The sequence below is a fragment of the Paenibacillus sp. OK060 genome (genome assembly GCF_900101205.1).
Classification (GTDB): Bacteria; Bacillota; Bacilli; order Paenibacillales; family Paenibacillaceae; genus Paenibacillus; species Paenibacillus marchantiae.
Genome location: NZ_FNFR01000002.1, coordinates 1,047,882 through 1,060,429, shown reverse-complemented (window position 1 = coordinate 1,060,429; position 12,548 = coordinate 1,047,882). Strand labels below are relative to the sequence as shown.

Sequence of the window (12,548 nt, the reverse complement as noted above, 5' to 3'; positions counted from 1 at the left end):
CAACTAAAGCACAACAGCAGGATTAAGGCAGATAGTCAGGGTTCCCCGAAAGGGGAGCCCCGATTGCCGTCTTTCCAGTAAAAAAAGGTAAAACGTAATCTTTGCAGTTGTCTTTTTTAAAAGAGGTTACACGGAATCCGTGATGTTACTTTTTGAACCAGGTATTCATACCATAACGGAGAGGGCAGAAAAAACTGAAGAAGCGAAGCGTTCGCCTTTATCCCCGTATTTTACCCTTTGAAAAATAAAATCAAAAAAATCCGGGGATAACAGCAATCGGAAGTTGTTCTGTCCGCGCAGTGGCTAAGTGTGAATTTGCAGGGTTCACCATGGCACAGCACAGGTGGAGTGAGGATGGTCACAAACTTTGTGATAAAAATCACAGATGATGAAAGAACGAAGACGTATACTGAAAATGTAAGAAAAACATTCATCCGCGGTTCCGGTTCCCAAGTAGAGAGAACATGTTCCGGCTCACATGTGAAATTTATCACATTAATCGCGGCTCTGGGCACAGATGAGACGAGTGAAGCATCCTGTCATGTGTCCGGAAATCCAAATTTGTGGAGGGATTACTATGTCGGTGATCGAAAAAGATGTCAAACAACAAACAGGCTGGAGAAACTTTACCAAAGGAACATGGACGAAATCCGTAGATGTGAATGATTTTCTGGCACGCAACTTATCACCTTACTATGGCGACGAAGCATTTCTTGCAGGTGCAACTCAGAATACGAAAGAGTTATGGGATATCGTATCCGATTTGACTAAAAAAGAGCGCGATAACGGCGGGGTACTTGATGTTGACGTAAACACGCCAGCAACGATTGTTTCTCACCAACCAGGTTATCTGGATAAATCCAAAGAACAGATTGTTGGTGTTCAAACAGATGCTCCATTCAAACGTTCCATTCAGCCATTCGGTGGAATTCGCATGATGATTGATGCTTGTGAAGCTTATGGTTTTGAAATGCCTCAAGGCGTCATAGATATATTTACGAACATCCGTAAAACACATAACCAGGGCGTATTTGATGCTTATACATCTGAAATGCGTGCAGCACGTAAAGCAGGGATTATTACCGGTCTGCCTGATGCTTACGGCCGTGGCCGGATCATCGGTGACTATCGCAGGGTAGCTCTGTACGGCGTGGACTTCCTGATTCGAAATAAAAAAAGTGAGCTGAATGCACTTGAAGTCGATGTGATTGATGAAGATGTCATTCGCCTCCGCGAAGAACTGTCCGAACAGATTCGTGCATTGCAAGAGTTAAAACAACTGGGTGAAATGCATGGTTTCGATATTTCTTTGCCAGCCACAACCGCAAAAGAAGCGTTCCAATGGCTCTACTTCGGTTACCTGGCTGCGATTAAAGAGCAAAATGGTGCGGCGATGTCGCTCGGACGTGTTTCTTCGTTCCTTGATATTTACATTGAACGTGACTTGCAAGAAGGCTTGCTAACTGAAGAACAGGCTCAAGAACTGGTTGACCATTTTGTTATGAAACTGCGGATCGTCAAATTCCTGCGTACGCCGGATTATAATGAATTGTTCAGTGGAGACCCAACATGGGTAACTGAATCCATCGGTGGCATGTCCGTAAATGGAGAAACCCGTGTTACGAAAAGCAGCTTCCGTTTCCTGCACACTTTGAACAACCTTGGTCCTGCACCTGAGCCGAATCTTACTGTACTTTGGTCCACCAAGCTTCCGGAAGCGTTCAAACAATACTGTACGAAAGTATCCATCGAAACGAGCTCCATCCAGTATGAAAATGATGATCTGATGCGTCCGATCTATGGAGACGATTATGGTATTGCTTGCTGTGTATCTGCGATGAAGATCGGGAAACAAATGCAGTTCTTCGGCGCTCGTGCCAACCTGGCAAAAGCATTGCTGTATGCAATCAACGGCGGTCGTGATGAGAAATCGGGAGCACAAGTTGGACCTGAATATCCGGCGATCACAAGCGAAGTGCTGGAGTACAATGAAGTTATGAAACGTTTCAAACCGATGATGGAATGGCTCGCCAAACTGTATATGAACTCACTCAACGTCATTCACTACATGCATGACAAATACAGCTATGAGCGTATTGAAATGGCCCTGCATGACCGCGACATCGTACGTACGATGGCTTGTGGTATTGCTGGACTCTCGGTTGCAGCAGACTCTCTGAGTGCCATCAAGTATGCGAAAGTCAAACCGATCCGCAACGAACAAGGCATCGCAATTGATTTTGAAATTGAAGGCGACTTCCCTTGTTACGGTAACAATGAAGACAGTGTCGATAGCATCGCAGTTGAACTGGTGGAAAGCTTCATGGGCATGATTCGCAAACACAAAGCGTATCGTAATGCGATCCCAACACAGTCTGTACTGACGATCACATCGAACGTAGTGTACGGCAAGAAAACAGGTACAACACCGGATGGCCGTAAAGCAGGCGAACCGTTTGCACCAGGAGCGAATCCAATGCATGGTCGGGACAAAAAAGGTGCACTGGCATCCCTTGGCTCAGTAGCCAAATTGCCGTACGAACACAGCCTTGACGGGATCTCTAACACATTCTCCATCGTGCCTAAAGCACTCGGAAAAGAGTCAGATACACGTAAATCCAATCTGGTTGCCATGATGGACGGTTATTTTGGTCAAGGGGCACACCATCTGAACGTGAACGTATTTGATCGCCAGCAGTTGATTGACGCGATGGATCACCCGGAAAACTATCCGCAGCTGACAGTACGGGTATCCGGTTACGCGGTTAACTTCATCAAACTGACACGTGAGCAACAACTCGATGTCATTAACCGGACCTTCCACGGTTCGATGTAACTTGGGCTTAACTCAACGGTTCAAAGGAATAGAACCTCTATATTAAACGCACAGCGGATGCGATAAAGAAAGGAAGAGGCAGCATGGTTAATGGACATATTCATTCACTCGAAACTTTCGGGACGGTTGACGGCCCAGGCATCCGCTTCGTGCTTTTTATGCAGGGATGTCTGCTCAAATGCCAGTATTGTCACAATCCGGATACATGGGCACTGGATGGTGGCAGGGAAATGAGCGTGGAGGAGGTACTGGCTGAAATCGAGCCATACCTGTCCTACTATCGTAGTTCCGGCGGAGGACTTACGGTATCCGGCGGAGAGCCAACATTACAGGCTCATTTTGTAGCCGAAGTTTTCAAAGAAGCAAAACGCCGCTGGGGATTGCATACTACGCTGGACAGCAACGGTTTCAATGAACCGGATCGAATTCATGATTTGTTAGATAACACGGACCTGGTTTTGTTGGATCTGAAGCACATCAATGATGAGAAACATATCAAGCTGACAGGCAAATCCAACGAGAGAACATTGCGCACCGCACAATGGTTATCGGACAATGGACGAAAAATGTGGATTCGCCACGTGTATGTGCCAGGGATTCACAATGAGGAAGAGGACTTGCTCAATCTGGGGCGGTTTATTGGAACGCTAAATGGAGTCGAGAAGTTCGAAATTCTGCCTTATCATCAGATGGGTATTTACAAATGGCAGGCACTGGGGAAAGCCTATCCGCTCGATGGAGTTCCTTCTCCAAGTGATGAGGAAGTAGAGCGGGCGTATCGTTTGATTGAACAAGGTCGTACGGAAACAGCGGGCATGACTTGCTCCATTAAGTAAACATTTATATACAGATCTTCCAACCAAGCAGTCTTTGCGAACATGTTTCGCAGGGGCTGTTTTTTTGCTGTTATCAATTGTAAATGCAAGATTATTTGTCCAGTGAAGGATTTTATCCCTCCATTGATGAATTGTCATCCTTACGATGTAAGCTACAACTTTTTATAATCAGAGTGTAAAGCCAAATGCTCAATATCTTGAGGGGGGTCATACGAATGAAAAAAGGAATGACATTACTGCTTTCATTATTGCTTATCACATCATGGACATTGGCAGGTTGTTCGAGCTCAACTAACGAACCACAACAGGGAGCAGGCAATACGCCTGCGGAGCCAAGCAAGGAACCGGTTGAGATGCTTCTCCGTCACACTCAGGTGGGTGCCGACAAACAAAAAAGGCTGGCCATTCTGCAGGACGTTGTGGCCAAAGTGGAGAGCGAAGTACCCAACCTGACCTTTACACTGGACGGAGTTGAATCCGATGTAAACCGTAAGGAGAAACTTCGTGGTGAGATGGCAGCAGGCAATCCGCCGGATATCTTCGAATTGTTCGGTAGTCCAGACTCCAAAGTATATGCTAAAGAAGGCATGTTGTTGGATCTCACGCCGATCTTGCAAGAGCTGGGCATTCAGGACCAATTTTCATCGCTTGAACCATTCACCTATGAAGGCAAAGTGTACGGACTGCCTATTGGGGGATCGGGTGAAGGATTCTTCTACAATAAAGAGTATTTTACGCAAAAAGGTTGGAAAGCGCCTTCAACAATGGCTGAGCTGGATAATATGCTCGCTGAGATCAAGGCTGATGGCAAGGTGCCACTTGCTTCTGCTTCCAAAGCAGGCTGGGTTCCACTCATGTTAACGAACCATCTGTGGTCCCGTTACGCTGGACCTGATATTACGGCGAAGTTTGCTACAGGCGAAGCCAAGTGGACTGATCCAGGCGTTGTCGCAGGATTCGCGAAGCATAAGGAATGGGTGGATAAAGGTTACTTCAAAAAAGGCGAGCTTGGTTATGAATATGCTGAATATACAACTCAATTTACGAGCGGTGAAGCGATTCTGATGTATGACGGAACGTGGAAATCGTCTGTATTCAAGGAAGGACAGAGCGGGGAGTCGCTCATTGGCAAAGTTGGTTTCTTCAATATGCCTCCGGTAGAGAACGGTGTAGGAGATCAGACAGCCCTGATGCGTGACGTCAATAATGGATACGGTTTCTCTGCAGCGGCTGCGGATGACCCGCAGAAGTTGGCGGCTGTTAAAGCCTTTATCAAAAACTTCTACAACGAAGATATGCAAGTACGTGGGCTCGTAGAAGACGGTGTGTTACCAGCGATGAAACTGGATGAAAAAGTGCTGACTGACAGCATCACCGACGATTTAATGAAAGAAATCGTAGCTGTTCTGAATGCATCGCAGACTTCTTTCCCGGCGTTTGATGCACTCGTTCAAGCTGATGTTACGACAGAGATCGGCAACCTGCAAATTCAGAAGCTGGTTGGTGGACAGACTACGCCAGAGAAAATGGCCGAAGAATTGCAAAAGGTTCAGGAAGAGGCTAATGCTTCAGTAGAATAAGCGATCTATCAAGCAAAGAAACGTACCTGCTAACACCATGCTGGTTTACCCCGGTTGGAACACTGCCGGGGTAAAACCCTTGGTCCTATCTAAAGAATTACACTGCTGAGGAATCTGCTCTATATATGAGCATAAGAAGTTGAAGTCACTGAAGGAGGTAGATCATGAATACTTCACTCCGCAGCCCGCTGATCTATACGTTGTTTGTGTTGCCGGCACTGATCTTGTTTATCATGTTTTTCCTGTATCCTATCGGCAGTTCACTCTATTACAGTCTGACCAGTTGGAACGGTGTATCCGCAGAGCCGCGTTTTGTGGGACTGTCCAACTATGCAAAAGCATTGACAGATGAACGTTTTTGGATTTCAACTCGCAATAACGGTTTCTTTATCGCATTTTCTGTTTTGATCCAGGTGCCTCTCATTGTGCTGTTTTCCTTGCTCATTGCGAATGTAAAGAAATTGAAGGGATTGTACAAAACAGCCGTCTTTTTGCCGTCCATTATGTCAACGGCAGTCATCGGTATTCTGTGGGGATTCATCTATGAGCCTAACATCGGCCTGTTGAATCAGTTACTTGAAGCCGTAGGTATTTCGCCGGTCTATTGGCTATCCGATAATCGGTTCGCAATGATATCCATTCTCGTAACCAATGCTTGGCAGTGGACGGGATTCTATATTGTCATGGTTTTGGCGGCCATTCTGGCTATTCCCAAGGATCTGGATGAAGCGGCAGCCATCGATGGAGCAACTGCCGTACAAAGAGCATTCAAAATTACATTGCCACTTATCAGACCTATCATTTCCGTCGTCATCATGTTATCCATTGCCGGGGCCATGAAAGCAGCTGACATTGTTCTGGTTATGACCAAAGGTGGACCCGCAGGCTCTACCGAAGTGCTTGCCACGTATATGATCAAATACGCGATTACCAATTTTAAATACGGTTATGGCAATACGATTGCGGTTCTGATCTTTGCTCTGACGCTTGTGCTCACCGCGGTATATCAGTTGCTGGTGGCGAGACGCAACGAAAGGGTGGAATATTGATGGTAAAGAACATAAAAGGCAGTATACCTCATGTTTTGTTGATGTTGTATCTACTTGCGATTCTGTTTCCCTTTTTATTCGTAATCTTTTCTTCATTCAAGCAGGATAACAACGAAATTGCACTGAATCCGTTCGGTCTGCCCTCCACTTGGGTGTTTAATAACTACGTAGAGGCTTGGGTAAATGCCAAGATTGGTACGTATTTCTGGAACAGTATGTACATTTCGGTCTTGTCCTCAGTCGGAACGATTGTGCTTGGTGCCATGTTTGCTTTTGCTATAACGCGGATGAGACACCGCAAATGGAGCATGTTACTGTACAGTCTCATTCTGGCGGGCATGCTGATTCCAAACAATGCGCTCATGCTGCCGATTTATTTGCTTGTCCGCAAGCTCGGCATTTTGGATACTCATTTGGCGCTGATCATTCCTTATGTTGCGAATGCAATTCCGTTCACGATTATTATTTTGGCTGCTTTTATGCGGTCGCTCCCTGGAGAAATTGAGGAAGCCGCGGTTATGGATGGGTTGAGGGCTCCGGGTATCTTTGCTAGAATAGTGATACCCCTTACAGTTCCAGCCATTGTTACGGTGTTTATCGTGAATTTCCTCGGCAACTGGAACGAATTTTTACTCGCCAACTATTTCTTATCCACCGATAAACTGCGTACACTGCCTGTCGGCATGGTCCAGTTTCGTGATCAGTATCAAATGAACTATGCCCAGATGTCAGCAGGCATTGTATACAGTGTTGTACCGGTTGTTGTAATCTACGCCATATTGCAGGAGAAAATCATTGAAGGCGTAACGGCAGGTAGTGTTAAAGGTTAATTAACGATGCGTTATATAGGGAGAACGGGAAATGAACTTGCGGATGAAGCTGGCCATGGCCTTTCTGTTGCTCATCATTGTACCGATGTGCACGCTTGGAATCGGCATGTTCTTGGTCACATCACATACGATTGAGAAAAAATACAATCAGCAGTCTGAATATGCACTCCAGGCGATTAGCTATAATATCGAGAATGTTTTTCAGCAGATCAACAATGTCACGGACAATGGCATTGCCACTTCGGTATTCCAGATGGCTTTGAACGCCAAAGATCCGAGCAAACAGGATCTTGGAATCGGTAATCAATTGTCGCTGAATGCCAGCCAGCGTAATTTCCGTTCCCTTTTATACAACTACCCGTTCATTAGTTATGCCTTCTTGTATGATTTGCGTCCGCGTTCGTCTCAGGATAACCAGATAGTTTCTATATTTACGAAAGAAAATTTTCAAGCTCTTCCTTTTCAACAATTTAAAGTTCATCCAATATTCAAAGAAATCCAGGAACTCAACGGCGTGCCCAAATGGCTGGCCCCTCTGGAATATCCTGAACTGACGGGCGTAGAGCCTGTCTTTACTCAGATTCGGTTAGTCAAGGAACTCAGTTATTTTCAGAATATTGGGGTCCTTGTCGTTCAGATTAAAAAAGGGGAGATGGACCGCATCTTCCGCCATTTGCAAGTAAGTGATCCTGCACAGGAAACTTCGTTCCTACTGATCAACGAAGAGGGTCTGATCGTATACGATCCTTCCGGACGTTACAGCGGAGAGAAGATGGAAAATCTGGGTGTGCGATCTGGAATTTACGGACCGGGGTTCAGCAGCACCAGAGCAGTGTTCGATGGCAGTGAAAGCATCATTTCACAATATCATCTGAAAAACTATAACTGGAGCCTGGTCAGTGTCGCTTCATGGGAAGCATTATCGGCAGAGACGAATGTGTTCGCAGGCTGGTCGATTATTATCATTCTGCTGTGTCTGCTTGCTGCGATGGTTTTCAATGTGTTCTTCATGAACCGGATTACCGGCAATATTGCGGTACTCGTGCGATTCATGAGGCGTGTAGATGACGGGGATTTTAATGCCCGAGTCGAAGGAAGTGGCTTTGACGAGATGCAATTACTCGCCCAAGGGTTCAATGAATTGCTGGATCGGATCGGAGGTCTGTTCCGACGTGTGCGTGCTGAGCAGGAACAGAAGGCCAAGGCAGAACTGCGCGTGCTTCAAGCCCAGATCAAACCTCATTTTCTATTTAATACGCTGGAATCCATTAACGGACTAGCCATGAGGGGAGAAGGGCGTAAAGTAAGTGAAATGGTGACACGTCTTGGCAATATGCTGCGCATCAGTATTCAGGATCAGGAGGAGATTTCGCTCGGTGAGGAGTTAAGGCACTTGCAGAGTTATCTTGAGATCCAGCATTACAGGTTCAGTGATTTGTTTCGGTATGAGATCGATATTCCATCTCATCTGTACACCTCATCTATGCTCAAACTTACCCTCCAACCTCTTGTGGAAAATAGTATTCAGCACGGGTTCGAGGGAATTGAATATCAGGGTGTACTTCGGATCAGTGCATTTGTGGAACGGAATAACCTGGTGCTGCGAGTTGAGGATAATGGGATCGGTATTCCCCAGGAAATGTTGGCCCGATTCGAATATATGGCAGAAGACCCACCTGAATACATTATGGCTGAGGGAACGAAGCCACTGTCTTCAATGGCAGAGCGTCGAGGGCTGGGTTTAAGAAGTGTTGCAGATCGGATAAGGATTCAATATGGGGCCGGATACGGGGTGTTTATATGTTCATCAACGGGACATGGCACCATCATTCAATGTATTATTCCACAATATGAGCAGGGGGAAGATGAATGAATCTAACCGCGTTGCTGGTTGACGATGAGCTGCCGATTTTGGAGAATTTGAGTTTTATTTTGCCATGGGAAGACATGGGCATTGAAATTGTGGGTACGGCTAGAAGTGGGTCAGAAGCACTGGACAAAGTTGCAGAATGCCACCCTGACATCATGTTATGTGATATTCGTATGCCCTCCATGGATGGTCTGGAACTGATTCGAATATTACGGGAACAAGGTGAAACTTGTGAGATTATTTTGCTGACAGGATATCAGCAGTTCGAGTATGCCCGTACGGCCATCCGTTACAATGTCCATGAATACATATGCAAGCCAATCGATTACCTGGATCTGGAACATAAATTGCGTGAGCTTGCTAGTCAGATTCAGAAGAAACGGTTGGAAGTGGAGGCTGAACGTCACCGCAAATCTGAGATGGAAGTATGGGTAAAGCACAAACATATCATTGACCTGATGCGAAAAGAGGAAGATTCGTTATTTTCTTTTCCTCCTTCTTCCCCTGAACAACATGCATCCTCGTTACGGTATATCCTGCTACTTATCGATGTTTCGGGGTATTTTAAGCATTCGATCGGATGGTCTGGGACCCGGCACCAAAGCTGGCATGGAATGATCCGTTCTAGGCTTAGGGAAATTACAGACCGGATCTGTGAAGGAACTCTGCTGATTTCGGCCCGTAAGGGAGAATGGTGTATGTTGGTGGAGGCATCAGATGAATGGAGACTGCGGGTAGATGCATTGGCTCAACAGGTTCAGATGGAATTAGATACGACATTTGAGCCCGGTTCAGGTATGAAGACAAGGGTCATTCAGGATGTTATGCCTGTGAAACTGGATGATCAGATGGCTGAGCGATACCGGCACTGTCAGCGTTTGCTGATCATGAATGATTCTAATCAGCGCAGCGATGAGTTGGGAAAAGATTCTGCTGATTACTTAATAGAGTCATCTAAAGAACCTTCCAGAAGAGCAACGATGTGGATTACAAAAGAGGATTTGGACTTGATCACTCGCTGGATCAGACAGGGAAATAAACAGGGATTGATTGACCTGCTCGTTATGCTGAAACATCGGATGAGCGAGCATAAGAGTGCGCTGGATGGCGTAGCCGAAAACAGCCTGCGTTTTCTGCTTGTACATATGCTTCGTGAATTGCGCGAAGTACATGTCATGGCTGAACAAGACGAAATGCATTTCTGGAGTGCATTGCATTCAGCAACCTCCATCAAGGAATTAATCGAATTGGCTGAGGCACTTGCTTATGTTTGTCATGATAAGAAAAGCGTACCTCGCCCTTCTGTTTCTGAGCTGATCAGTTCTGCGTGCGAGTATATGAACGCCAGACTGGAATGTGATCTGGGTATTGATGAGGTAGCTGATTGGCTGGGCATCAGTCCGGGTTACTTTTGTCAGCTTTTCAAAAACCAGATGGGCGTAACCTTTGTTGAATATATGACCCATAAGCGGATGGAGAGCGCAGCCTTATTATTAAGTACAACGGAATGGAGTATTACAGCCATTGGAGAAGCAACGGGGTATAAGGAGCGGCGATATTTCTCCAAAGTGTTCCATAAACATTTTCACATGAAACCATCAGAATTCAGGTCAAACCAAAGAGCAGGTTCATAATGGGGAGGAAAGCATGCGTATGAATTCGATCGATCAGCTTTCGTTGGAACAGCGGGTAGGACAGATGTTTATGTGTGGATTCCATGGACAGCATGCGGATGAACAGGTCAATCGACTGATCCGTGATTATCATGTCGGAGGCGTCATTTATTTCAGACGGAATGTTGAAAGTGTAGACCAAATCAATCGACTGTCTGCCGACTTGCAAGCAATTGCCGCTGAAGCCGGGGATTTACCTCTGATGATCTCCGTGGATCAGGAGGGCGGGATGGTGGCCCGGATTGATAAAGAGGGAGTGACCCAGGTACCTGGAAACATGGCGCTTGGAGCAACGGGTAATCCGGACTATACCCTTGAATGCGCACAGATTCTAGGTCAAGAGTTAAAAAGCATCGGTATCGATATGAACCTCGCCCCAGTATTGGATGTGAATAATAACGTTCTTAACCCGGTCATCGGTGTGCGCTCCTATGGCGAGAATGCGGAGAGCGTAGCTTCTCACGGTGCAGCAGCCATCAAAGGATATCAATCCCGAGGCGTTGCTGCAACAGCCAAACATTTTCCCGGACATGGAGATACAGCGGTGGATTCACATCTCGGTATGGTCACTGTACCTCATGAACGTAACAGGCTGGATCAGGTGGAACTTCTGCCGTTTCATCGCGCTATTGAGGCCGGAGTGGATGCCATCATGACTGCTCACGTCATCTTCCCGGCGATTGAACCGGAGCCGATTCCAGCTACATTGTCCCGTAAAGTGTTGACGGGGCTGTTACGCGAGGAAATGGGCTTTGACGGCATTATTATTACAGACTGTCTGGAAATGCATGCGATATCCAAGCCATATGGTGTGGCCGAAGCAGCCATTCGTGCTGTGGAGGCAGGTGCTGATCTAATTCTGGTCAGTCACACACTGCAAGATCAAATCTCTGCTGTGGAAGCTGTTGTGGAAGCCGTTCGTACTGGACGAGTGGATGAAGCCACCATTAACCAGGCATTGGAACGTATTATTTCATGGAAGGCAGCGCGTTGTGGTCAGTGGGAGCATACGTTTGTCTCCATGGAAAAGGATGATGCTGTATCGGATGGATCTGATGAGGATGGGATCATGTTCTCAACAAAAGAGAAAGATGAATCATCAAGATCGTTGGCCTCCATCGAATCCACGTTGGATGAGATTGCCTCCAATAGCATTACTGTGGTTCAGAATGATGGGTTGCTTCCCTTAGACCCTGAGAAGAATGTCTATGTCATCTGGCCTGAAGTTGTGCAACGGACAGAAGTGGATGAACCATGGTCTCACACAGATTCACTTGGCGTGGCGTTATCGCAGCTTAGAGCCGGAGTTCGGGAGCACAAAATAACGACACAGCCGTCTTATGATGAAGCGGACGAGATACTGAAGAATGTGACGGAGGAAGATCAAATCATCGTATGTACTTACACTTCCGCAGGCCATCTTCCGAAAGGGCAACATCATTTGGTTCAAAAACTTAGTGAAAAGTACTCCCTGATTGTAGTTGCTCTGCGTAATCCATATGATCTATTGGAGATTCCGACGCCGGGAAGTTATATATGTACGTACGAGAACACTCCTGCAGTGGTTCGTGCTTTGTCTCTCGTCTTAACAGGTGAATTGCAGCCAACAGGACGCTTGCCTGTCAGTTTGCGTTAGCAAATTCTAAATCTCTAAATCTCTCTGTGGCATGGTGCTTATTCAACCATGTCTTGGAGGGATTTTTTTATTGTGATTTGCGGCAGATTTTAATACAGATTGCACTCCAAGTCGAACGTGTAATAGATAACTATTTTCATAGTATTTTCGCTCTATTAAATGTTTACAATTCTTATCAAATATTTTTAGCAACTTTTCCCGGTAGTAAGCGTCTAATAGTATGACTTTTTGAGGGGGA

Annotated in this window: 8 protein-coding genes; all 8 read left to right on the top strand. The window is 46.1% G+C overall.

Going from position 1 to position 12,548, the window contains the following annotated elements; all coding sequences use genetic code 11:
* The first annotated feature begins 577 nt into the window (after window positions 1–577).
* The gene (gene pflB, locus BLS14_RS11095; RefSeq protein ID WP_090951547.1) at window positions 578–2,836 is read left to right on the top strand and encodes a formate C-acetyltransferase; all 2,259 of its coding nucleotides are present in this window, start codon (window positions 578–580) and stop codon (window positions 2,834–2,836) included.
* An 83-nt stretch (window positions 2,837–2,919) separates the two neighbouring features.
* Window positions 2,920–3,672, top strand: coding sequence for a pyruvate formate-lyase-activating protein (gene pflA, locus BLS14_RS11090; protein ID WP_090951544.1), 753 nt, complete (start codon window positions 2,920–2,922; stop codon window positions 3,670–3,672).
* Between the two features lie 215 nt (window positions 3,673–3,887).
* On the top strand, window positions 3,888–5,252 hold the full coding sequence (locus BLS14_RS11085) for an extracellular solute-binding protein (RefSeq protein ID WP_063565670.1): 1,365 nt from the start codon (window positions 3,888–3,890) through the stop codon (window positions 5,250–5,252).
* A gap of 164 nt (window positions 5,253–5,416) precedes the next feature.
* On the top strand, window positions 5,417–6,301 hold the full coding sequence (locus BLS14_RS11080) for a carbohydrate ABC transporter permease (protein WP_090951542.1): 885 nt from the start codon (window positions 5,417–5,419) through the stop codon (window positions 6,299–6,301).
* The gene (locus BLS14_RS11075; RefSeq protein ID WP_063565672.1) at window positions 6,301–7,131 is read left to right on the top strand and encodes a carbohydrate ABC transporter permease; all 831 of its coding nucleotides are present in this window, start codon (window positions 6,301–6,303) and stop codon (window positions 7,129–7,131) included. The genes BLS14_RS11080 and BLS14_RS11075 overlap by 1 nt, the downstream gene beginning before the upstream one ends.
* A 31-nt stretch (window positions 7,132–7,162) precedes the next feature.
* Window positions 7,163–9,004, top strand: coding sequence for a cache domain-containing sensor histidine kinase (locus BLS14_RS11070; protein WP_090951539.1), 1,842 nt, complete (start codon window positions 7,163–7,165; stop codon window positions 9,002–9,004).
* On the top strand, window positions 9,001–10,635 hold the full coding sequence (locus BLS14_RS11065) for a response regulator (RefSeq protein ID WP_090951536.1): 1,635 nt from the start codon (window positions 9,001–9,003) through the stop codon (window positions 10,633–10,635). Before BLS14_RS11070 ends, BLS14_RS11065 begins: the two co-directional genes overlap by 4 nt.
* A gap of 13 nt (window positions 10,636–10,648) precedes the next feature.
* Window positions 10,649–12,310 carry a beta-N-acetylhexosaminidase gene (gene nagZ / locus BLS14_RS11060; protein ID WP_090951533.1) on the top strand — a complete coding sequence of 554 codons (1,662 nt, stop codon included), beginning with the start codon at window positions 10,649–10,651 and terminating at the stop codon, window positions 12,308–12,310.
* The last annotated feature ends 238 nt before the right edge of the window (window positions 12,311–12,548 follow it).

What these genes read in the sequence shown, in the direction of transcription:
- pflB (WP_090951547.1), top strand. Translation starts at nt 578, where the DNA reads ATGTCGGTGATCGAAAAAGATGTCAAACAACAAACAGGCTGGAGAAAC.
- pflA (WP_090951544.1), top strand. Translation starts at nt 2,920, where the DNA reads ATGGTTAATGGACATATTCATTCACTCGAAACTTTCGGGACGGTTGAC.
- BLS14_RS11085 (WP_063565670.1), top strand. Translation starts at nt 3,888, where the DNA reads ATGAAAAAAGGAATGACATTACTGCTTTCATTATTGCTTATCACATCA.
- BLS14_RS11080 (WP_090951542.1), top strand. Translation starts at nt 5,417, where the DNA reads ATGAATACTTCACTCCGCAGCCCGCTGATCTATACGTTGTTTGTGTTG.
- BLS14_RS11075 (WP_063565672.1), top strand. Translation starts at nt 6,301, where the DNA reads ATGGTAAAGAACATAAAAGGCAGTATACCTCATGTTTTGTTGATGTTG.
- BLS14_RS11070 (WP_090951539.1), top strand. Translation starts at nt 7,163, where the DNA reads ATGAACTTGCGGATGAAGCTGGCCATGGCCTTTCTGTTGCTCATCATT.
- BLS14_RS11065 (WP_090951536.1), top strand. Translation starts at nt 9,001, where the DNA reads ATGAATCTAACCGCGTTGCTGGTTGACGATGAGCTGCCGATTTTGGAG.
- nagZ (WP_090951533.1), top strand. Translation starts at nt 10,649, where the DNA reads ATGCGTATGAATTCGATCGATCAGCTTTCGTTGGAACAGCGGGTAGGA.